This window comes from Rathayibacter sp. PhB186 (genome assembly GCF_003751825.1).
GTDB lineage: Bacteria > Actinomycetota > Actinomycetes > Actinomycetales > Microbacteriaceae > Rathayibacter > Rathayibacter festucae.
The window spans coordinates 153,426-174,191 of the sequence record NZ_RJKO01000008.1 but is presented as its reverse complement, the minus strand read 5'-3'; the positions used below and the strand labels follow the sequence as shown (position 1 = coordinate 174,191).

Here is a 20,766-nt window from a genome sequence, read left to right as displayed (position 1 = left end):
GGTTCTGCGGGAACGACGAAGGGGGCCACGACTCTCGTCGTGACCCCCTCCGGGGAAGTGCTGCGGCCTACGCGGCCTTCGGGGCCGAGGTGTCGGCGGGCAGTGCGGCCTTCGCGCTCGCCACGAGGGCGGTGAAGGTCGCGGGCTCGGTGATCGCTAGGTCAGCGAGGATGCGGCGGTCGACCTGGATGCCGGCCAGGGCGAGGCCCTGGATGAAGCGGTTGTAGGTCAGGCCGTTGGCGCGAGACGCGGCGTTGATGCGCTGGATCCAGAGGCGGCGGAACTCGCCCTTCTTCGCGCGGCGGTCGCGGTACGAGTAGACGAGGGAGTGGGTGACCTGCTCCTTGGCCTTGCGGTACAGACGCGAGCGCTGGCCGCGGTAGCCCTTGGCGCGCTCGAGGATGACGCGACGCTTCTTGTGGGCGTTGACCGCCCTCTTGACTCTTGCCATTTCTCTTTCTTCCTTACGATCCGGGTCGGTTGTCGAGGACTACGGCGGCAGCGGGCTGCCGCGGTGGTCGACTACAGGCCGAGAAGCTTCTTGGCGACCTTGGCGTCCTGCGGGGCGAGGACCTGGTCCTGGTTCAGGCGGCGGGTGCGGACGCTGGACTTCGACTCCAGGTTGTGACGCATGCCGGCCTGCTGCTTCATGAGCTTGCCGGAGCCCGTGACCTTGAAACGCTTCTTGGCACCCGAGTGGGTCTTCATCTTGGGCATGTTCTCTCCTTGTCGACGTCGCACGCGCACTCGGCGGGCGAAACTGGTGCCCCGCGAGCGGGGCGTCCACCGGCCCCGAGGACGGGGCGGCGAAGTATCAGACGGATTCGGACTCGGCCGATTCCTCTTCGGGGGTGTTGGCCTCGCGACGAGCGGCGCGGACGGCGTTCGCCTCGGCCTTCGCCTCAGACTTGTTCTTCAGCGGGCCGATGACCATCACCATGTTGCGACCGTCGATGGTCGGGGTGGACTCGACCTGGCCGAACTCGGACACGTCCTCCGCGAAGCGCTGCAGGAGCCGGACGCCCATCTCGGGGCGGGACTGCTCGCGACCGCGGAACAGGATCATGGCCTTGACCTTGTCGCCGGCCTTCAGGAAGCCCTCGGCGCGCTTGCGCTTGGTCTCGTAGTCGTGCTTGTCGATCTTCAGGCGGAAACGGACCTCCTTGAGGATCGTGTTCGCCTGGTTCCGACGGGCTTCCTTGAGCTTCTGGGCCTGCTCGTACTTGAACTTCCCGTAGTCCATGATCTTGGCGACGGGAGGCTTGGAGTTGGGAGCAACCTCGACCAGATCCAGGTCTGCGTCCTGCGCGAGTCGCAGGGCGACCTCGATTTTCACGACGCCGACCTGTTCTCCGGCGGGACCCACGAGGCGGACCTCGGGGACGCGGATTCGGTCGTTGGTACGGGGATCGCTGATTGCGTTTCTCCTCTGATCTCGGTGAGTTGCTGCTCTGCGGCCGGATTCTTCGTCCGGCGCATCCCGAGAGAGGCGATTCCCTGTGCGAAGCGCGTCTACTGCGCTGCGCTGCACCCTACGACGCGCTCCTCGAGACGTGTCTCGAGGACCGCAGCCCTGCCCCCGTTGCCGGAGGCGGAGTGCTTCTGACCCGGTAACCTAGTGAAGCGGTCAAGCGCGGGTGGGAGAATCTCCACTTTCGAACCGAGGACATGCCTCGGAGCCCGCATCACCATAGCAGACTTCCGGCCGGAAGGGCAGCGGGCGGCGCCCGCCACTCGCCCTCCCCCGCGAGCGCCCCCTCGAGCACCGCCTCGGGGTCCTCGCGAGCGCCGGACTCACCGAACGAGGGACCCATGGCTCAGCACGACGACGACTACGCCCGACGGTTCGGCGACGACTCCGACGTGGAGGCGACCCGCGACATCGCCGAGGTGCCGGCGGTCGAGATCATCACGACCACCGCGGTGCACCTGATGAGCGCCGCCGCCGTGAAGTGCGGCCTCGCCGACGAGCCGGGCGCCCAGGTCGACCTCGACGAGGCGCGCAAGCTGATCAACGCCCTGGCTGGCCTGGTCACGGCGGGTGCCCCCGACATCAGCGACATGCACGCGCGCAGCCTGCGCGACGGACTGCGGACGCTGCAGCTCGCCTTCCGCGAGGCGTCGCCGATCGCCGACCCGATCGGCAAGGGCCCCGGCGAGAAGTGGACCGGCCCGGTCACCTGAGTCGGGAGGCCCCGCGTCAGCTAGGAGGAGCCGACGCCAGCTGCAGGGTCATCGAGTCGACTCGGGCGGCGAGGATCTCGTCGGCGGCCCAGCGCTCGCCCAGGCGCGCGACCAGCTCGCCGAGCGCCGCGCGGTCGAGGCCGGGCCGCAGCTCCAGCACGATGACGAGCTCCGGTCCCGTCAGCCGCTGACGGGCGTCGCCCGGCCGCACGGCGAGCGAGACGACGGCGTCCTCCCCCTCGGCGCTCGCACGCAGCGCGGCGAGGACCTCCGGATCGGCCGGGCTCGACCGCCACGGCGAGCCCTCGGCGATCGCCCAGAGCGCGGGGCGCCGGACGGCGAACTCGTGCGGCGAGGCGGGGTCGAGGACCATCAGCTCGGTCTCCTCCGCCACCGCGGCCAGCGCCGCGCGCCGGCCGTCGACCGGGACGGGGCGCGCGAGGCGGTCCCAGCGCCGCATCGCCTCGACGTCGCTGAAGACCGGGAGCACGGTGCGGCCGTCCGGACCGGCGACCGTGACGATCGACAGCTCCTGCGACTTGTCGGCGCGCAGGCCGGCGACCCCCTCAGCCTCCTCGCCGAGCTTCGCGACCAGGGGGATGAGCAGGCGCGAGACGCGCAGCGCGTCGACCACCGCCTCCGGGCCCGCGTCGCCGGCGCCGAACGAGCGAAGGGCCCTGACCAGGGCCTCGGGCGCGCTGCCGTCGTCGTCCGTCGAGGCGCTCTGCTCGAAGTGGCGGCCGGCCCACGGGATCCCTGCCGAATCGGTCAGGTGCGCGGGGAGCGCCCGGCCCTCACCCGAGGGCGATCCGGTCACTCGGAGGCGACGTCGAGCGCCTCGGCGAGCGTGAACGCTCCGGCGTAGAGCGCCTTGCCGACGATCGCGCCCTCGAGGCCCTGCGGCACGAGGTCGCGGAGCGCGGCGATGTCGTCGAGGTTGGAGATGCCGCCCGAGGCGATGACGGGGCGGTGGGTGCGCGCCATGACCTGCTCGAGCAGCTCGAGGTTCGGGCCCTTGAGGGTGCCGTCCTTGGTGACGTCGGTGACGACGTAGCGGGTGCAGCCGGCCTCCTCGAGGCGCTCGAGGACCTGCCAGAGGTCGCCGCCCTCCTTGGTCCAGCCGCGGGCCGCGAGGGTGGTGCCGCGCACGTCGAGGCCGACGGCGATCTGGTCGCCGTACTGCGCGATGACGCTGGCGGCCCACTCCGGGTTCTCCAGGGCGGCGGTGCCGAGGTTGATGCGCTTCGCCCCGGCGTTGAGCGCGGACTCCAGGCTGCGGTCATCGCGGATGCCGCCGGAGAGCTCGACGTTGACGCCCTTGACCTGGCGGATGACCTTCTTCATGATGCCGTGGTTGTCACCGCGGCCGAAGGCGGCGTCGAGGTCGACGAGGTGGATCCACTCCGCGCCCTGGTCGGCCCAGTCGCCGGCCGCGTCGATCGGGTCGCCGTAGTTCGTCTCGGTACCCGCCTCGCCCTGCGTCAGGCGGACGGCCTTGCCGCCGGCCACGTCGATCGCGGGGAGAAGGACCAGGCCCGGGGCCTTGGTGAACTCGCTCATCGTCATCCTCAGTCTCGGAGCTGGTACGGCCGCGGCTCCACCGGAGCCGCCGACCACCGGCCGATCCTAGTTCGTGCGGAGCCCGCCCAGCCAATTCGAGAGCAGGCGCAGGCCCGCGGCGCCGGACTTCTCGGGGTGGAACTGCGTCGCCGAGAGCGGGCCGTTCTCCACCGCGGCGATGAAGAGGCCGCCGTGGTCGGCCCAGGTGACGGCCGGACGCGGGAACGGCGGCATGACGTCCAGCGTCCACTCCCGGGCGCCGTACGAGTGCACGAAGTAGAAGCGCTCGTCCTCGATGCCGGCGAACAGCCGCGAGCCGGTCGGCACCGCGACGGTGTTCCAGCCCATGTGCGGCACGACCTCGGCGGGGAGCAGGTCGACCGTCCCCGGCCACTCCCCCAGACCCTCGCTCTCGACGCCGCGCTCGACGCCGCGCTCGAAGAGCACCTGCATCCCGACGCAGATGCCGAGCACCGGGCGGCCGCCGGCGAGGCGCTTCTCGATGATCTCGCCGCCGCGCGCCGCCGTCAGCGCCGACATCACCGCGCTGAAGGCGCCGACCCCCGGGACCAGCAGGCCGTCGGCCTCGAGGGCACGGGTGCGGTCGGAGGTCAGCTCGACGTCGGCGCCGGCGAGCTCGAGCGCCTTGACGGCCGAGTGGACGTTGCCGGAGCCGTAGTCGTAGACGACGACGGACGGCCGCGCGCCGCTCACAGCGCGCCCTTCGTCGACGGCACCCCGGCGACCAGCGGGTCGAAGGCCTTGGCCTGGCGGAACGCGCGCGCGAACGCCTTGAACTCGGCCTCGGCGATGTGGTGCGGGTCGCGCCCGCCGAGCACGGTGACGTGCACGGTCAGGCCGGCGTTGAAGGCGATCGCCTCGAAGACGTGGCGGACCATCGATCCGGTGAAGTGTCCGCCGATCAGGTGCAGCGCGAAGCCCTCCGGCTCGCCGCCGTGCACGAGGTAGGGGCGGCCGGAGATGTCGACCACGGCCTGGACGAGCGCCTCGTCGAGCGGCACGAGGGCGTCGCCGAAGCGGGAGATGCCGGCCTTGTCGCCGAGCGCCTGCTTGATCGCGGTGCCGAGCACGATGCCGATGTCCTCGGCGGTGTGGTGGATGTCGATCTCGATGTCGCCGGTCGCGGTGACGGTCAGGTCGGTCAGCGAGTGCTTCGCGAACGCCGTCAGCAGGTGGTCGAAGAAGGGCACGCCGGTCGAGAGGTCCGCGACACCGGTGCCGTCGAGGTCGATCGACAGCTCGATGCTCGACTCGCTGGTGGCACGACGGAGGGAGGCGGTGCGCCCGGGAGCGGCGCTCGAGGAGGTCATGGTCTCCAGTGTATTCGGGGGCCGCCGACCCTCCGGGCGGCTACTCGCGGGCCAGGGCGACCGCGGGGTCCGCCGCCGGGGCGGGCAGCGCGGCGACCGCCTCGAGGAAGGCGGTGGTCTCGGCCTCGGTGCCCGCGCTCACCCGCAGGTGGTTCGGGATGCCGACGTCGCGGATCAGGACGCCGCGGGCGAGGAGCGCCTCGAACATCGCTCCGGGGTCGGCGACGCCGCCGAAGAGGACGAAGTTGCTGCCGGTCTCGTGCGGGGTGTAGCCGAGCTCGCGCAGTCCGTCGATCATCCGGTCGCGCTGGACGATGATCTCGCCGACCATCGCGAGCATCTCGTCCGCGTGGGCGAGCGCCGCGGTCGCGGCCGCCTGGGTCAGTGCGGAGAGGTGGTACGGCAGGCGCACCAGGCGGAGGGCGTCGACGACGGCGGGGTCCGCGGCGAGGTAGCCGAGGCGGACGCCGGCGAAGGCGAAGGCCTTGCTCATCGTGCGGGAGACGAGCAGGCGAGGGCGGCCCTCGAGCAGGCTGAGGGCGGTCGGCGCGTCGCGTCCGGCGAACTCGGCGTAGGCCTCGTCGACGACGACGATGCCGTCGGTCGCGTCGTAGACCGCAGCGATCGTCTCGAGGTCGAGCGGGGTTCCGGTGGGGTTGTTCGGCGCGCAGAGGAAGACGATGTCGGGGCGCTCGCGGCGCACCGCGTCGACGGCGTACGAAGCGGACACACGGAACTCCGCCTCGCGCTCGACGCCGATCCAACGCGTGCCACTGCCCGAGGCGAGGATCGAGTACATCGAGTAGGTCGGCGAGAAGCCGAGCAGCGACCGTCCGGGGCCGCCGAAGGCCTGCAGGATGTGCTGGAGCACCTCGTTCGAGCCGTTGGCGGCCCAGATCGAGTCGGCGGTCAGGCCGTGGCCGAGGTAGCCGGCCAGGGAGTCGCGCAGCTCCCGGAACTCGCGATCGGGGTAGCGGTTCACCGTGCGGAGGGCGACGGACACCCGCTCGACGATGTCGGCGATGACGTCGTCGGGAACGGGGTGGGTGTTCTCGTTGACGTTGAGGGCCACGGGCACGACGGCCTGCGGAGCGCCGTAGGGCTGCTGACCGCGCAGGTCGTCGCGAAGGGGGAGATCGTCGAGAGTCGTCACCCCGGAATGGTACCGGGGCACTCGATGCGCTCGATCAGTCCGCGAGGTCGTACTGCGCCGGGATCGCGAGGCGCTGCCCGGGCTCGAGGCCGGCGTTCGCCAGCTGGTTGAGCGACTGGATGTCGTAGACGACGTCGCGCGGGTCGGAGTCCGGTGCGAGCTCCTCCGCGAGGGACCAGAGGGACTCGCCGGCGCGGACGGTGACGTACTGGAACTCGACGTCGGCGCTCTCGCCCGAGGCGACGGCTCCGCCGCCGTTGAGTCCGAAGACGAAGGCGCCCGCGACGAGGGGCAGGGCGCCGAGCGTCGCGAGGACGGCGCGGCCACGACGGGTCAGGCGCAGGCGGGTGCGCGCACCGGGCTGCTCGGCAGCGGTGACGTGCTGTGCGGAGGTCTGGTGCTGCGCGATGGTGGAGGGCTGTGCGGTCATGGTGATCGCTCCTTTCAGCAGGGGTTCGGGCCGGGTCCTCGGCCGGGAGGACCCGGTCCGAACCTCTGTTCCGAATATATCTTCGAATACCGCGCCGGGCAAGACCCGGTCGCGTCGCATCCGTTGCTGGATCGCGCGACACACTCGAACGAATGTTTCGAACGCGGACCACCGCCGGATACAGTTTCGAGAGTCCGCAGTCAGTACAGCAGCGACCACCGACATCGGTGCTCGACGCGGACGGAGAGGGCGCGCACGCGGCGTGCGCACCGAGAGAGGGACGATCGTGAGCGACGCGCAGACGGCCGGGGCGAAGGCGGCCAGGACGACGACTCCGGCGCCGAAGGCGAAGGCGGCGGCGAAGCCCGCGGCGGGCCGCCGCCGGAAGAACCTCAGCGCGAAGCAGCTCGCGATCCTCGACGCCATCCAGCGCTCGGTGTCCAGCCGCGGCTATCCGCCGAGCATGCGGGAGATCGGCGATGCCGTCGGGCTCGCCTCGCTCTCCAGCGTGACCCACCAGCTCAACCAGCTCGAGCTGAGCGGATATCTGCGCCGCGATCCCAACCGCCCCCGGGCGCTCGAGATCCTCATCGACGTGCCGAGCTCGACCGAGGACGACGGCTCGTTCGAGTCGACGGCGACGGTCGCCGACGCGGCGATGGTGCCGCTGGTGGGCCGGATCGCGGCGGGAGTGCCGATCATGGCGGACCAGCAGATCGACGAGGTCTTCCCGCTCCCCCGCCAGCTGGTCGGCAAGGGCGAGCTCTTCATGCTCAAGGTGGTCGGCGAGTCGATGATCGACGCCGCCATCTGCGACGGCGACTGGGTCGTCGTCCGCTCGCAGCGCACCGCGGAGAACGGCGAGATCGTCGCCGCGATGCTCGACGGCGAGGCGACCGTCAAGGTCCTCCGTCAGCGCGACGGCCACACCTGGCTGCTCCCCCGCAACTCCAACTTCGAGCCGATCCTCGGCGACGAGGCCGAGGTCCTCGGCAAGATCGTCGCGGTGCTCCGCTCCGTCTGACGCGGCGGCGCACACGCGCAGGAGGGGCGGAAGGCACCGAGCCGTCCGCCCCTCCTGCGTTCACCGGGACGCACGGCGAGCAGCTCGCGCAGCGTGACGACGAAGCGCCCGCGACCGCGGAGGTGATCCGTGGTCGCGGGCGCTTCGGGCGCGGGTGCCGGCTCCGCCGCTACGCCTCGACGGCGGCGACGGGGGCCGCGAACTCACCCAGCGAGCCGGCCAGGTCCTCGTGCACGAGCGCGTGGACGTGCGTGCCGCCCTCGACGTACTGCGTCGAGAGGATCCGGCCGTTGCGGTGCAGCGCGGAGACCACGTCGCCGCGGTCGTAGGGCACGAGCAGGTCGATCTCGATCTGCGGCTCCGGCAGGATCTCGGCGATCTTCGCCTGGAGCTCGTCCATCCCCTCGCCGGTGCGCGCCGACACGAAGACGGCGCCGGGGGCGAGACCGCGCAGCACGAGCCGCTGGCCCTCGTCGACGAGATCGGACTTGTTGAACGCGATGATCTCGGGGATGCTCCGTGCGCCCACCTCGCCGATGACGTCTCGGACGGTCGCGATCTGCCCCGCGGGGTCCGGGTGCGAGGCGTCGACGACGTGGACGATGATGTCCGAGTCGGCGACCTCCTCCAGGGTCGAGCGGAACGCTTCCACCAGCTGGTGCGGCAGGGCGCGCACGAAGCCGACGGTGTCGGCGAGCGTGTAGCCGCGCCCGTCCGGGGTCTCGGACTTGCGGATCGTCGCGTCGAGGGTGGCGAAGAGCGAGTTCTCGACGAGCACGCCCGCGTGCGTCATCCGGTTGAGCAGGCTGGACTTGCCGGCGTTGGTGTAGCCGGCGATGGCGACCGACGGCACCGCGTTGCGCTTGCGGTTGGCGCGCTTCGCCTCCCGGGCGGGCTTCATCGCGGTGATCTGCTTGCGCAGGCGCGCCATGCGGGTGTGGATGCGGCGGCGGTCGAGCTCGATCTTCGTCTCACCCGGACCACGCGAGCCCATGCCGGCGCCGGCGCCGACCTGGCCGCCGGCCTGGCGGGACATCGACTCGCCCCAGCCGCGCAGGCGCGGGAGCAGGTACTCAAGCTGCGCGAGCTCGACCTGCGCCTTGCCCTCGCGGCTCGTGGCGTGCTGGCTGAAGATGTCGAGGATGACGGCCGTGCGGTCGATGACCTTGACCTTCACCACGTCCTCCAGCGAGCGGCGCTGGCTCGGAGCCAGCTCGGTGTCGGCGACGACCGTGTCGGCGCCGAGGGCGGCGACGAGCCCGGCGAGCTCCTCCGCCTTGCCCTTGCCCAGGTAGGTGCTCGGGTCGGGGTGCGGCCGGCGCTGCAGCAGACCGTCGAGGACGGTCGCTCCCGCGGTCTCGGCCAGGGCGGCGAGCTCGTGCAGCGAGTTCTCCGCGTCCTCGATCGAGCCCTGCGAGTAGACGCCGATCAGCACCACGTTCTCGAGGCGCAGCTGGCGGTACTCGACCTCGGTGACGTCCTCGAGCTCGGTCGAGAGGCCGGCCACGCGTCGCAGCGCCTGCCGGTCCTCGCGATCGAACTGATCGCCGTCGCTGGTCTGCTCGGCGTCGCGCTCGACGTCGCCTCCGGCGCTCTGCAGCGCCTGGGCTCCGCCCGCGACGAACCGCGAATATCCCGACGAGCGCGACTGCGCGTTCGCCAGGACCCGCGAGACGACGTCCACGGCCTCGGTCGTGTCGGTCTCGTTCAGGTCTTCCGTCATCCGGATAACACTAACTCCTCAGCTGTTGATAAGTTCACTTCTCATGGCCGCCGAGCACTACTTCACCAGCACTCCCGACGGCGACCTCCGACCCCGGAGGATCAGCGCCCGGATCGCCGGCCGCGACCTCGAGGTCACGACCGCCGGCGGGGTGTTCAGCCCCGGCCACGTCGATCTCGGCACCCGGGTCCTGCTGGACGCGGTCCCCGACGCCCCCGCGAGCGGGGACCTCCTGGATCTCGGCTGCGGCTGGGGACCGATCTCGCTCGCCCTGGCGCTCGGCTCCCCCGACGCCCGGGTGTGGGCGGTCGACGTCAACCAGCGGGCGCTCGAGCTCGTCCGTCGCAACTGCGCAGAACTCGGTGTCTCCAATGTCAACGCCGTGCTGCCCGAGGATGTTCCCGAGGACGTCCGCTTCGCCGCCGTCTGGTCGAACCCGCCGATCCGGGTCGGCAAGGCCGAGCTGCACGCGCTGCTCGAGCGCTGGCTGCCGCGCCTCGAGCCCGATGCGGAGGGCTGGCTCGTCGTGCAGCGAAACCTCGGCGCCGACTCGCTGCTGACCTGGCTGATCGAGACGTTCGAGGGCCGGCTCGAGGTCGACCGGATCTCCTCGGCCAAGGGCTTCCGCGTCATCCGCACCACGCGTACCGCCTGATCGCAGGAGTCGGCCGCGCTCGCCGGACCGGATCGGTGCCGCGCCGGTCGATCGATCGCTCGACCGGCCGATCCCGAGCTAGTCGATCCGGATCGTGCCGGTGTAGACGAGGTCGGCCGGGCCGGACAGGCCGACGTGCTCGCCCTCCTCGGTCGGGAACATCGTGACGCCCAGCGTGCCGCCGGGGACCTCCACGCGCCAGGACTGCGGAGCGCGCGCTCCGGCCCAGTAGCGCACGGCGAGGGCCGCCGCGGCGGCGCCCGTACCGCAGCTGAGCGTCTCGCCGCTGCCTCGCTCGTGGACGCGCATCCGGATCCGGCCGATGCCGTCGTGCACCAGCGGCTCGCCCGGCACGACGAACTCGACGTTCGCCCCGTCGGCCGGCTCCGGCTCGATCTGCGGGATGTAGCTGAGGTCGGCCTCGTCGAGCTCCTCGTCGTTGCTCAGTGCGACGACGATGTGCGGGTTGCCGAGGTCGAGCCCGAGACCGGGACGGGGAACCTTCAGCTCCTTTGCCCGGACGAGCGGCTCGCCGCCGGCCAGCTCCCAGCGCCCGAGGTCGACCTGGAAGCCGGCACCGCTGCGGGTGACGTCGCGGACCCCGGCGCGAGTGCCGATGGGGAGGGTGTCGCCCTGCTCGAGGGTCGCCAGACCGCCGGCGAGCAGGAACGCCGCGTAGACGCGGATGCCGTTGCCGCACATCTCGGCGATCGAGCCGTCGGCGTTGCGGTAGTCCATGAACCACTCCGCCTCCGGCTCCTGCTCGAGGGCGGCGGCACCGTCGGCGAGGGACCGGGAGCGGACCGCGCGGATGATGCCGTCGGCACCGACGCCGAAGTGCCGGTCGCAGATCATCGCGATCTGCGCGGGCGAGAGGTCGACCTCACCGTCCGGGTCGCTGAAGAGCACGAAGTCGTTGCCGGTGCCCTGGCCCTTGGTGAAGTGCAGCTCGATCGTCATGGCGGACAGCCTAGCGAGGCGCCGGAGCGCCGACCTGGGCGAGGACGAGCGCCTGCTCGAGCAGGTCCGGAGCGTCGAAGGGCAGCCAGTGCGCCGCCTGGTAGCGGCGGAACCAGCTGTTCTGCCGACGCGCGTAGCGGCGGGTGAGCGCCTGCGTGGAGGCGATCGCCTCCTCCCGGGTCAGCTCGCCCGAGCGCTGCGCGAGCGCCTGGGCGTAGCCGATGGCCCGGCTGGCGGTGACGCCCCGCTCGATGCCGAGCGGCACGAGGCGCTCGACCTCGTCGAGCATGCCGCCCGCCCACATCCGCTCGACGCGGCGGTCGAGCCGCTCGACGAGGACGTCCCGCGGCGCGGCCAGCGCGAGGACCGTGCTCGGGCGCCACGGGACGGGGGTGTCCGACATCAGCGCGCTGTTCGGCGAGCCGGTGAGCTCGGTGATCTCGAGGGCGCGCACGATCCGGCGGACGTTGTGCGGCCCGATCCGTGCGGCGACCTCGGCGTCGACGGCGCGGAGCCGCTCGAAGAGCACCGCGGACCCCTCGCGCTCGGCCGTCTCCTCGAGGGACCGCCGGAGCGCGGGATCGGTGCCGGCGAAGGAGAACTCGAAGATCACGCTCGAGACGTAGAGGCCGGAGCCGCCGACGAGGATCGGGGTCGCGCCGCGCGCCAGGACGTCGTCGATCACCGCGCGGGCCTCGCGCTGGTACCGGGCGACGGAGGCGTCCTCGGTGACCTCGAGGACGTCGAGCAGGTGGTGCGGCACGCCCTGGCGTTCCTCCGGCGGGAGCTTCGCGGTCCCGATGTCCATGCCGCGGTAGAGCTGCATCGCGTCGGCGTTGACGACCTCGGCCGCACCGCCGGACGCGCGGATCGCGGCGGCGAGGGCGAGCGAGAGGTCGGACTTTCCGGTACCCGTGGCGCCGACGACGGTGAGGAGGGCGGGCGCCGCCCGCTCAGCGCTCGCCATCGAGAGCGTCGTAGATCGGCGTGGTCAGCGTCTCCGGCGCGGCCGGCGTGATCGGGCGGAGGCGGAGCGAGGGCAGCCCGAGCGAGACCCTCGGCGCTCCGGTGGCGTCCGGCGCGGCGGGGACGCCGCAGGACTCCGTCTGAGCACGGTCCCAGGCGTCGCCGGCGCGGGTGCGGCGGACCTGCAGCGGAGCGCCGTCGACGGAGTCGGCGATCAGGTAGAAGGGGGCGGCGCGGGTGACCTCGACACTGACGACGTCGCCCGGGCGCGGCTGCTCGGAGCCGGCCGGGACGTCGAAGTGCACCAGGCGGCTGTCCTCGGCGCGACCGCTGAGGCGGTGCGTCTCGCTGTCGCGGCGCCCTTCACCGGTCGCGACGAGCACCTCGATCCGGCGCCCGACGACCGTGCGGTTCTCGCTCTCGCTGATCGAGTCCTGCAGGGCGGCCAGGCGCTCGAAGCGCTCCTGGACGACGGCCTTCGGGATCTGGTCGGGCAGCGTCGCCGCGGGCGTCCCCGGGCGGATGGAGTACTGGAAGGTGAAGGCGGAGGCGAAGCGGGCCGCCTCGACCACGCGGAGGGTCTCCTGGAAGTCGGCCTCGGTCTCGCCGGGGAAGCCGACGATGATGTCGGTGCTGATCGCCGCGTGCGGGATCCGGTCGCGGACGCGGTCGAGGATCCCGAGGAAGCGCTCGGAGCGGTAGGAGCGGCGCATCGCCTTGAGGATGCGGTCGGAGCCGGACTGCAGCGGCATGTGCAGCTGCGGCATGACGGCCGGCGTCTCGGCCATCGCGTCGATGACGTCGTCGGTGAAGGCGGCCGGGTGCGGGCTGGTGAAGCGGATCCGCTCGAGGCCCTCGATCGTGCCCGCGGCCCGGAGCAGCTTCGAGAACGCCTGGCGGTCGCCGAACTCGACGCCGTAGGAGTTCACGTTCTGGCCGAGGAGGGTGACCTCGATCGCACCGTCGTCGACAAGTGCCTGGATCTCGGCGAGCACGTCGCCGGGACGGCGGTCCTTCTCCTTGCCGCGCAGCGCGGGGACGATGCAGAAGGTGCAGGTGTTGTTGCAGCCGACGGAGATGGAGACCCAGCCACTGTAGGTCGAGTCGCGCTTGGTCGGCAGCGTCGAGGGGAAGACGTCGAGCGACTCGAGGATCTCGAGCTGGGCCTCGTCGTTGTGCCGGGCCCGCTCGAGCAGTCTCGGCAGCGCGCCCATGTTGTGCGTCCCGAAGACGACGTCGACCCACGGAGCCTTCTCGAGGATGACGTTCTTGTCCTTCTGCGCGAGGCAGCCGCCGACGGCGATCTGCATCCCCTCGTGCCGGCGCTTGACCGAGGCGAGGTGGCCGAGGTTGCCGTAGAGCTTGTTGTCCGCGTTCTCGCGGACCGCGCAGGTGTTGATGACGACGATGTCGGCCTCGGCGCCGTCGGCCGAGACGTAGCCGGCCGCCTCGAGCGAGCCGCTCAGCCGCTCGGAGTCGTGGACGTTCATCTGGCAGCCAAAGGTGCGGACCTCGTAGGTCCTCGGCCGCGCGTCGACGAGGGGGGAGGTCACCGGACCGAGCGTGCTCATGGTGTGCGATTCTACGCGCCGCTCCGGCCGGCTCTCGGCGACCGGGCGGCGTGGAGGCTCAGCGGAAGCGGACGCTCGAGCCGGGCTTGCGCACCGTCTCGCGGACGACGCGCTGGACGAGCGCGCCGGCGTAGCCGCGGCGCGCGAGGAACCCGGAGAGGCGGCGCTCGGCGACCTCGTCGGAGAGCGACCGCAGGCTCGGCAGGCGCTTGCGCGCGAGCTCCATCGCGGTGCGGTACTCGTCGTCGCCGTCGAACTCGTCCAGCGCCGTCGCGATCGCATCCGGGTCGAGCTTGCGGGCGCGCAGCTCCTGCATGATCGACGAGCGACCGAGCTTCTTGCGCTCGCGCAGCTGGATCACCAGCGACTCCGCCATCTTGTAGTCGTCGAGGTAGCCGAAGCGGGTGAAGCGCTCGAGGATGTCGATCGCGTCCTTCTCGGCGACGCCCTCGGTGTAGAGGCGCGCCTCGACCTCGGCGACCGAGAGGCTCTTGCGCGACAGGCCGCGGACGATGCGGTCGGCGATCTGCTCGGGGTCGGGCTCCTCGGGGAGATCCTCCGCGAAGGAGTCCTCCTCCGGGGAGTCCTCTGCGACGTCCGCCGCGGAGTCGTCCGATCGGGACGACCGGCCCGGAGCCCTCGAGGGCGCGGCGTCGCGCCGCGCGACGTGCGCCGACAGTTCGGAGATCGCGTCGACGGCTGGCTCGACCGCCTCGGCGGCCGCCCCGTCGTCCTTCACCCAGGGGAGGAAGGCCACGGGCCGACCCTGTGCTCCCTCCGCAGCCTTCTCCCCCACGGGCTACGCGCCCTTGCGGACGGGCGGCTTGGTCTCGCGGACCGGCTGCTTCGTCTCGATCGCGACCGGGGCGGCGTCGACCACGGCGTTCGGGTCGGCGACGACGCCGAGCTTGATCAGGATGCGCTTCTCGATCTCCGCCGCGATGTCCGGGTTGTCGATGAGGAACTGGCGCGCCTTCTCCTTGCCCTGGCCGAGCTGGTCGCCGTCGTAGGTGTACCAGGCGCCCGACTTGCGGACGATCTCGTGCTCGACACCGAAGTCGATGAGGCTGCCCTCGCGGGAGATGCCGATGCCGTAGAGGATGTCGAACTCGGCCTGCTTGAACGGCGGCGCCATCTTGTTCTTGACGACCTTGACGCGGGTGCGGTTTCCGACCGCGTCGGTGCCGTCCTTCAGCGTCTCGATGCGGCGGATGTCGAGGCGGACCGACGCGTAGAACTTCAGCGCCTTGCCGCCCGCGGTGGTCTCGGGGCTGCCGAAGAAGACGCCGATCTTCTCGCGGAGCTGGTTGATGAAGATCATCGTGGTGTTCGTGGTGTTCAGGCCACCGGTGAGCTTGCGGAGGGCCTGCGACATCAGGCGGGCCTGGAGGCCGACGTGCGAGTCGCCCATCTCGCCCTCGATCTCGGCGCGGGGCACGAGCGCCGCCACGGAGTCGATGACGATGAGGTCGATGGAGCCGGAGCGCACGAGCATGTCGGCGATCTCGAGCGCCTGCTCGCCCGTGTCCGGCTGCGAGACGAGGAGCGAGTCGATGTCGACGCCGAGCTTCTTGGCGTACTCGGGGTCGAGCGCGTGCTCCGCGTCGATGAAGGCCGCGATGCCGCCGTTGCGCTGGGCGTTGGCGATCGCGTGCAGGGTCAGCGTGGTCTTTCCCGAGGACTCGGGGCCGTAGATCTCGACGATGCGGCCGCGCGGGAGTCCGCCGATCCCGAGCGCGACGTCGAGCGCGATCGAGCCGGTCTGGATCACCTCGACGGGGGCGCGGTCATCGCTGCCGAGGCGCATGACGGCGCCCTTGCCGAACTGGCGGTCGATCTGGGCGAGTGCGGTCTCGAGGGACTTCTCGCGGTCTGAGGAACTGGGCATGGCCGTCTCGCTCTCGTGTCGTGGTGGTATCGCCTACAGGCTGTCGTGTCGTACCGGGACCGTTCGCGGGCGAGTGCCCCTGAATGCGGTCCCGGCCGGTTGCGACAAGGCGGTGAAGCAGTCCGTGTGACTGATGTCGACGGTAGGCCCGACCACCGACATCGGCGCCGAGCCGGACCGCTTCTGTGGAGACGGAGGCGATCCTGCTTCTGGTGAGGAGCTTAGACCCGTTCGAACAGGGATTCGATGGTGGCGCGCCCGGCGTGTCGAACACGACTTCGGGCCGCAGACCGCCGCCGGAGCCGCGCGACGTCAGTGCCGGCGCTTCGCCGGGTCGATCCCGTGCCAGCGGCCCTCGGGGACGTCGTTGGCGCGGCACAGCGCGATCCAGACCTCTCGGGGCTCCGCGCCGTCGCGGAGGGCGCTCTGCGCGGTCCTCCCGCCGAGCTCGGTCAGCACGAGGTCGGAGACGAGGACGCGCGCGTACGCGTCGCCGAACTCGTCGTCGACCAGCTGCTGGAACTCGCTCAGGCGCATGCCACCACGGTAACAAGCCGAACCGGGGCGGAAGCCCGGAGGGTGCGGGCGGGTGCGTCTCCGGGAACGACGAAGGGCGCCGGAGCCGGAGCTCGGGCGCCCTTCGCGAGGTGCGGTGCGGTGGGTGGGAAGAGGACGGATCCGCTACTGCGAGACGAGGTCCGCGTCGAATCCGGCGACCATGTCGGCCGGGATGGTGTCGGGGATCGTGTCGATCCCCTCGATGACCGCGAGACGGTCGCCGACCTCGCGCATGATCACCGAGATCGGAGTGTCGAGCGCATCGGCCACCGAAGCGAGGATCTCGGACGACGCCTCCTTCTGACCGCGCTCGACCTCGCTGAGGTAGCCGAGAGCGACACTCGCCTTGCTCGCCACCTGGCGCAGGGTGCGACCTTTCTGCAGGCGAAAGTCCCTGAGGACATCGCCGATCTCCTGACGAACTAGAACCACTGGACCCTCCTTCTCCACGTCAACCGCTTCTCGCGCACCGCTTCGAGGAATGCCGGAGCATCGGATTCGAAGGGGATGTGTACGAGAGAGCCGGATAGCTGTTCACTACCCGGCTCGTGTGAGTCGACTCTAATACCGGATGACTGGACTTTGCGTGTGAGCGACGTCAGATGTAACCCGGCCGAAACCCCGCGCATTCCACGATTCCGAGGCGGTTCGGGGACTCTCGGACGTCACACGGCCGAGGCCGCGAGCTCGCCGGCAAGATCGAGTGCCGCGGCGACGGACGCGGCGCGGATCTCGGGCCGCCCGCCGCCGAAGCGGTACTCACGCACGAGCTCGACCTCGCCCAGGACCGCCGCGACGAACACGGTGCCGACGGCCGCTCCGCCCTGCGGCTCCGGGCCCGCGACCCCCGTCGTCGCGACGCCGACGGTCCGCGCGCCGGCCTCGCCGAGCTGCCGGGCGACGCCGCGCGCCATCTGCACGGCGACCACGGGGTGGACGGGTCCCTCCTGTCCCAGGAGCTCCGCGTCGACCCCGAGCAGGCGGTGCTTCAGGTCAGTGGCGTAGGACACCACTCCCCCGCGGTAGACGGCGGAGGCGCCGGGCACCTCGACGAGTGCGGAGCTCAGCGCCCCGCCCGTCAGCGACTCCGCGACCGCCAGCGCGAGACCGCGCTCCGCGAGTGCCCGCAGCAGCTCCTCGGCGCTCATCGGCGCCCGCGGGCCGCGCGACTCTGGCGCGCCGCGTCGGCCAGGTAGTCGATGCCGGTCACGACGGTGAGGACGACCGCGGCCGTCATCGTGATGCCGTTCAGCCAGTGCACCCACTCGCCCAGGAAGGTCCAGAGCGGAAGGAGCGCGAGCGAGATCGCGACGGACTGCACGATCGTCTTCAGCTTGCCGCCGCGGGAGGCGGGGATCACCCGGTCCGAGAGGACGGCCATCCGGAACACGGTGATGCCGATCTCGCGGACGAGGATGACGATCGTGACCCACCAGGGCAGCTCGGCGAGGATCGAGAGGCCGACCAGCGCGGCGCCGGTGAGCACCTTGTCCGCGATCGGGTCGAGCAGCTTGCCGAGGTCGGTGACCAGCCCGCGGCTGCGCGCGATGTGGCCGTCGATCCCGTCGGTCGCGATCGCGACGATGAAGAGCAGCGCGGCCGCGATGCGCACGCCGCCGTCCTCGCCGTTGTCGGCCAGGAGCAGCCAGAAGAACACCGGGGCGAGCAGGATGCGCACCACGGTGATCGCGTTGGGCAGGTTCCAGTTGCTCGGGGCGGCGTCGGCGTGCGCGGTGGGGCTGGTCATCGGTCTGAGCCGTTCCTCGTGATCGGTCGATTCGGCGGCGTGGTCATCGCTCAGTCGCGCCCCGTGAGCGCCCAGGCGTCGTCGTCGGAGCCCTCGTCGTCGTCGTGGTAGTCGGTCGCGACCGGGCCCGAGGGCTCCGCCAGCGGATCGGCGTAGGCGTCGGGTGCGGTCGGCGACGGCGCGGCGGAGTGCTCGCCGGGCTCCTCGCCGCGCATCCGCGAGAGGACCCCCGGCAGCTGCTCGGCGGTCACCAGCACGTCGCGCGCCTTCGACCCCTCGGAGGGGCCGACGACCTCGCGGGACTCGAGCAGATCCATCAGGCGGCCCGCCTTCGCGAAGCCGACGCGGAGCTTGCGCTGCAGCATCGAGGTCGAGCCGAACTGCGTGCTGACCACGAGCTCCGCCGCCGCCATCAGCAGCTCGAGATCGTCGCCGATGTCGGAGTCGATCTCCTTGCGCTGCGCCTGGACCGTGATGTCCTGACGGTACTCGGGCTGGGCCTGCCGCGTGACGTGCTCGACGACCTTGGCGATCTCCTCCTCGCGGACCCAGGCGCCCTGGACACGCATCGGCTTGTTCGTGCCCATCGGCAGGAACAGGCCGTCGCCCTGGCCGATGAGCTTGTCGGCGCCGGGCTGGTCGAGGATGACCCGCGAGTCGGTGACGCTCGTCACGGCGAAGGCCAGGCGGCTGGGCACGTTGGCCTTGATCAGGCCGGTGACGACGTCGACGCTCGGCCGCTGGGTGGCGAGCACGAGGTGGATGCCGGAGGCCCGGGCGAGCTGGGTGATGCGGACGATCGAGTCCTCGACGTCGCGCGGGGCGACCATCATCAGGTCGGCGAGCTCGTCGACGACCACCAGGAGGTAGGGGTAGGGCCGGAGGACGCGGTTGCTGCCCGCGGGGAGCTTGATCTCGCCGCTGCGCACCGCCGCGTTGAAGTCGTCGATGTGCCGGTAGCCGAACGACGCGAGGTCGTCGTACCGCATGTCCATCTCCTTCACGACCCACTGGAGCGCCTCGGCGGCCTTCTTGGGGTTCGTGATGATGGGCGTGATCAGGTGCGGGACCCCGCCGTAGATCGTGAGCTCGACGCGCTTGGGGTCGATCAGCACCATCCGGACGTCCTGCGGGCTCGCGCGCATCAGCAGGCTCGTGATCATCGAGTTCACGAAGCTGGACTTGCCGGAGCCGGTCGAGCCGGCGACCAGGAGGTGCGGCATCTTGGCGAGATTGGCCACCACGTAGCCGCCCTCGACGTCCTTGCCGACGCCGATCGTCATCGGGTGGGTCGACGTCGTCGACGCGGCGGAGCGCAGGACGTCGCCGAGCGAGACGATCTCGCGGTCGGTGTTCGGGATCTCGACGCCGATCGCGCTCTTGCCCGGGATCGGCGAGAGGATCCGCACCTCGTTGCTGGCGACCGCGTAGGAGAGGTTCTTGCTCAGCGCCGTGACGCGCTCGACCTTGACGCCCGGGCCGAGCTCGATCTCGTAGCGGGTGACCGTCGGGCCGCGGGAGAAGCCGGTGACCGTCGCGTCGACGTTGAACTGCTGGAGCACCTCGGTGAGCGCGCGGACCATCTCGTCGTTCGCCGCCGAGCGCGCCTTCGACGGCGTACCGGTGGAGAGGGCGGAGGCGGACGGCAGGCGGTAGGGGGTCTCCTCCTCGAACGAGGAGTCGAAGTCGGCGGTGGGGTCGGCGACGACAGGGGCGATCGGACCGGTCTCGATCATCGGCGGCAGCGGGACGGCGGGGGCGACGTCGAGGTCGTCGAGCGCGATGACGCCGGTCGCGTCGTCGTCCACCACGCCCAGCGGGATGCGGGTGGTCGCGCTCTGATCGTGGCGGGCCAGGGCGGCCTCGGCCGACTCGGCCTCGGAGATCACCTCGGTCGCGTAGGAGCGGGTGGGCGGGTCGGCCGGCTCGTCGCGCTCGGCGGACGCCGGCTCCTCGAGCGCGGTGTCGAAGCCCTTGGCGCGGCCTCGGCCCTTGCGGCCCTTCGGCGCCTCGTCCTCGTCGCCGAGCGCGTCGATCGGCAGCTCGGCCTGGACGGTCGGCTCGTCCTCGCGACCGGAGTCCGTGCGGCGCCACCAGGGCAGCTCGCCGCCGTCCTCCTGCTCGTCGTCGGCCTTCTCGCTCTCGGCCTTCGCGGCCGCCTTGCTCGCGGCCCTCTCGGCCTTGAGGCGCGCCCGCTCCTCGTCGTCGAGGACGGGGGCGCCGAAGAGGTAGCCGTAGAGCTCGCGCGAGCGGGCGGCGATCCGGTTCGGCGGGGTCTTGGTGATGATGAAGAGGGAGAGCAGGACGACCAGGGAGAGGAGCACCGTGGCGCCCGGCACGGTCGCGATCGCCACGAGGGGCGCGCCGACGAGCCAGCCCAGGACACCGCCGGCGGCGGCCATCTGCTCGATGCCCGATCCCGGCTGCGGCGCGCCGAGGTGCGCGTGGCAGAGCCCGGCGGAGGAGATCAGCAGGACGGCGAGGCCCACCCCGATGCGGCCGTTGTCGTCGACCGAGCGCGGGTGGCGGAACAGCCAGAGCGAGAAGAGCAGCAGCACCACGGGGAGGACGTAGGCGACGCGGCCGAACAGGCCGCCGAAGCTCCAGGCGTCGAGCACGAGGGCGACCGGGTCGGTCGCGAGGAACCACTCCACCACCGCGCCGGTGATCGCGAGCAGCAGGAGCAGGAAGGGGACGCCGTCGCGGCGCTCCTCCTTCGCCAGGCGCTCCGGACCGAGCGCGCGGGCGGCACCGCCGGCCAGGTGCGCCAGCGCCATCCAGACGGTGACGAGCGGATTCGTGCGCGGGGTCGAGCTGAACGCGACCGTGCTCTTCTCGGACGATCCCCGCCCGGAGCCGCGGCCGGAGCGCGGAGTGCTCGAGCGCGCGGGGGCGCTCGCCTTCGCGCGGGAGGTCGTCTTCGGAGTCGTCGCCATAGGGCCACCGTACCCGCCGCCTCCGTCATCGCCGCGGACCCGCGCCGGGGGGCGGCGGCCGCGCGGCCCGGACCTCGTGC

23 protein-coding genes are annotated in these 20,766 nt (G+C 71.5%); 3 read left to right on the top strand and 20 right to left on the bottom strand.

The window, feature by feature from the left end; all coding sequences use genetic code 11:
- Positions 1 to 67: 67 nt before the first annotated feature.
- The 3 genes from rplT to infC all read right to left on the bottom strand — a co-directional run bounded on the left by rplT (position 68) and on the right by infC (position 1,417).
- On the bottom strand, positions 68 to 451 hold the full coding sequence (rplT, locus tag EDF45_RS17770) for a 50S ribosomal protein L20 (RefSeq protein WP_123444519.1): 384 nt from the start codon (positions 449 to 451) through the stop codon (positions 68 to 70).
- A gap of 71 nt (positions 452 to 522) precedes the next feature.
- The gene (gene rpmI, locus EDF45_RS17765) at positions 523 to 717 is read right to left on the bottom strand and encodes a 50S ribosomal protein L35 (RefSeq protein ID WP_056042364.1); all 195 of its coding nucleotides are present in this window, start codon (positions 715 to 717) and stop codon (positions 523 to 525) included.
- 97 nt (positions 718 to 814) lie between these two features.
- Positions 815 to 1,417: a translation initiation factor IF-3 gene (infC, locus tag EDF45_RS17760; RefSeq protein ID WP_123444546.1), complete on the bottom strand. Its 603-nt coding sequence runs from the start codon at positions 1,415 to 1,417 to the stop codon at positions 815 to 817.
- 395 nt (positions 1,418 to 1,812) lie between these two features.
- On the opposite strand from infC, the gene EDF45_RS17755 reads away from it, so the two are divergent.
- Positions 1,813 to 2,184 carry a DUF1844 domain-containing protein gene (locus EDF45_RS17755; RefSeq protein ID WP_123737176.1) on the top strand — a complete coding sequence of 124 codons (372 nt, stop codon included), beginning with the start codon at positions 1,813 to 1,815 and terminating at the stop codon, positions 2,182 to 2,184.
- A gap of 16 nt (positions 2,185 to 2,200) precedes the next feature.
- Here the strand turns inward: EDF45_RS17755 and EDF45_RS17750 are convergent, their stop codons facing one another.
- From EDF45_RS17750 to EDF45_RS17725, 6 genes are all read right to left on the bottom strand, one after another.
- A complete protein-coding gene (locus EDF45_RS17750; protein ID WP_260312258.1) occupies positions 2,201 to 3,001 on the bottom strand; it encodes an SseB family protein in 801 nt (266 codons plus the stop codon).
- A complete protein-coding gene (gene priA / locus EDF45_RS17745; RefSeq protein WP_123705565.1) occupies positions 2,998 to 3,744 on the bottom strand; it encodes a bifunctional 1-(5-phosphoribosyl)-5-((5-phosphoribosylamino)methylideneamino)imidazole-4-carboxamide isomerase/phosphoribosylanthranilate isomerase PriA in 747 nt (248 codons plus the stop codon). Before priA ends, EDF45_RS17750 begins: the two co-directional genes overlap by 4 nt.
- A gap of 66 nt (positions 3,745 to 3,810) precedes the next feature.
- Positions 3,811 to 4,458 (bottom strand): imidazole glycerol phosphate synthase subunit HisH, encoded by a 648-nt coding sequence (hisH, locus tag EDF45_RS17740; RefSeq protein WP_123737177.1) that lies wholly within the window; start codon positions 4,456 to 4,458, stop codon positions 3,811 to 3,813.
- Positions 4,455 to 5,075: an imidazoleglycerol-phosphate dehydratase HisB gene (gene hisB, locus EDF45_RS17735; protein WP_123737178.1), complete on the bottom strand. Its 621-nt coding sequence runs from the start codon at positions 5,073 to 5,075 to the stop codon at positions 4,455 to 4,457. Before hisB ends, hisH begins: the two co-directional genes overlap by 4 nt.
- 40 nt (positions 5,076 to 5,115) lie before the next feature.
- Positions 5,116 to 6,228: a histidinol-phosphate transaminase gene (locus EDF45_RS17730; RefSeq protein WP_123737179.1), complete on the bottom strand. Its 1,113-nt coding sequence runs from the start codon at positions 6,226 to 6,228 to the stop codon at positions 5,116 to 5,118.
- Between the two features lie 34 nt (positions 6,229 to 6,262).
- The gene (locus EDF45_RS17725; protein ID WP_123737180.1) at positions 6,263 to 6,658 is read right to left on the bottom strand and encodes a LysM peptidoglycan-binding domain-containing protein; all 396 of its coding nucleotides are present in this window, start codon (positions 6,656 to 6,658) and stop codon (positions 6,263 to 6,265) included.
- A 412-nt stretch (positions 6,659 to 7,070) separates the two neighbouring features.
- On the opposite strand from EDF45_RS17725, the gene lexA reads away from it, so the two are divergent.
- On the top strand, positions 7,071 to 7,682 hold the full coding sequence (lexA, locus tag EDF45_RS17720) for a transcriptional repressor LexA (protein WP_243582392.1): 612 nt from the start codon (positions 7,071 to 7,073) through the stop codon (positions 7,680 to 7,682).
- A 169-nt stretch (positions 7,683 to 7,851) separates the two neighbouring features.
- Here lexA and hflX read toward each other — a convergent pair whose 3' ends face one another.
- Entirely contained in the window at positions 7,852 to 9,405 is a 1,554-nt protein-coding gene (gene hflX, locus EDF45_RS17715) for a GTPase HflX (RefSeq protein WP_123737181.1), read from the bottom strand.
- 43 nt (positions 9,406 to 9,448) lie between these two features.
- On the opposite strand from hflX, the gene EDF45_RS17710 reads away from it, so the two are divergent.
- Positions 9,449 to 10,060, top strand: coding sequence for a class I SAM-dependent methyltransferase (locus tag EDF45_RS17710; protein WP_123737182.1), 612 nt, complete (start codon positions 9,449 to 9,451; stop codon positions 10,058 to 10,060).
- Positions 10,061 to 10,138: 78 nt separating this feature from the next.
- Here the strand turns inward: EDF45_RS17710 and dapF are convergent, their stop codons facing one another.
- From dapF to EDF45_RS17660, 10 genes are all read right to left on the bottom strand, one after another.
- Complete coding sequence (gene dapF / locus EDF45_RS17705) at positions 10,139 to 11,020, bottom strand: diaminopimelate epimerase (RefSeq protein ID WP_123737183.1); 882 nt, start codon at positions 11,018 to 11,020, stop codon at positions 10,139 to 10,141.
- Positions 11,021 to 11,030: 10 nt separating this feature from the next.
- Entirely contained in the window at positions 11,031 to 11,987 is a 957-nt protein-coding gene (gene miaA, locus EDF45_RS17700) for a tRNA (adenosine(37)-N6)-dimethylallyltransferase MiaA (RefSeq protein WP_123737184.1), read from the bottom strand.
- Positions 11,974 to 13,557, bottom strand: a complete 1,584-nt coding sequence (gene miaB / locus EDF45_RS17695) for a tRNA (N6-isopentenyl adenosine(37)-C2)-methylthiotransferase MiaB (protein WP_123737185.1) — start codon at positions 13,555 to 13,557, stop codon at positions 11,974 to 11,976. The genes miaA and miaB overlap by 14 nt, the downstream gene beginning before the upstream one ends.
- Positions 13,558 to 13,615: 58 nt before the next feature.
- Positions 13,616 to 14,314: a regulatory protein RecX gene (locus EDF45_RS17690; protein ID WP_185020251.1), complete on the bottom strand. Its 699-nt coding sequence runs from the start codon at positions 14,312 to 14,314 to the stop codon at positions 13,616 to 13,618.
- A gap of 42 nt (positions 14,315 to 14,356) precedes the next feature.
- A complete protein-coding gene (recA, locus tag EDF45_RS17685; RefSeq protein ID WP_123444530.1) occupies positions 14,357 to 15,445 on the bottom strand; it encodes a recombinase RecA in 1,089 nt (362 codons plus the stop codon).
- Between the two features lie 312 nt (positions 15,446 to 15,757).
- Positions 15,758 to 15,982 (bottom strand): DUF3046 domain-containing protein, encoded by a 225-nt coding sequence (locus EDF45_RS17680; RefSeq protein WP_123737187.1) that lies wholly within the window; start codon positions 15,980 to 15,982, stop codon positions 15,758 to 15,760.
- Between the two features lie 144 nt (positions 15,983 to 16,126).
- Complete coding sequence (locus EDF45_RS17675; protein WP_123704950.1) at positions 16,127 to 16,435, bottom strand: helix-turn-helix domain-containing protein; 309 nt, start codon at positions 16,433 to 16,435, stop codon at positions 16,127 to 16,129.
- Positions 16,436 to 16,668: 233 nt separating this feature from the next.
- Positions 16,669 to 17,151, bottom strand: coding sequence for a CinA family protein (locus EDF45_RS17670; protein WP_123737188.1), 483 nt, complete (start codon positions 17,149 to 17,151; stop codon positions 16,669 to 16,671).
- On the bottom strand, positions 17,148 to 17,750 hold the full coding sequence (pgsA, locus tag EDF45_RS17665; protein WP_123737189.1) for a CDP-diacylglycerol--glycerol-3-phosphate 3-phosphatidyltransferase: 603 nt from the start codon (positions 17,748 to 17,750) through the stop codon (positions 17,148 to 17,150). The genes EDF45_RS17670 and pgsA overlap by 4 nt, the downstream gene beginning before the upstream one ends.
- A gap of 50 nt (positions 17,751 to 17,800) precedes the next feature.
- Positions 17,801 to 20,686 (bottom strand): DNA translocase FtsK, encoded by a 2,886-nt coding sequence (locus tag EDF45_RS17660; RefSeq protein ID WP_123737190.1) that lies wholly within the window; start codon positions 20,684 to 20,686, stop codon positions 17,801 to 17,803.
- Between the last annotated feature and the right edge of the window lie 80 nt (positions 20,687 to 20,766).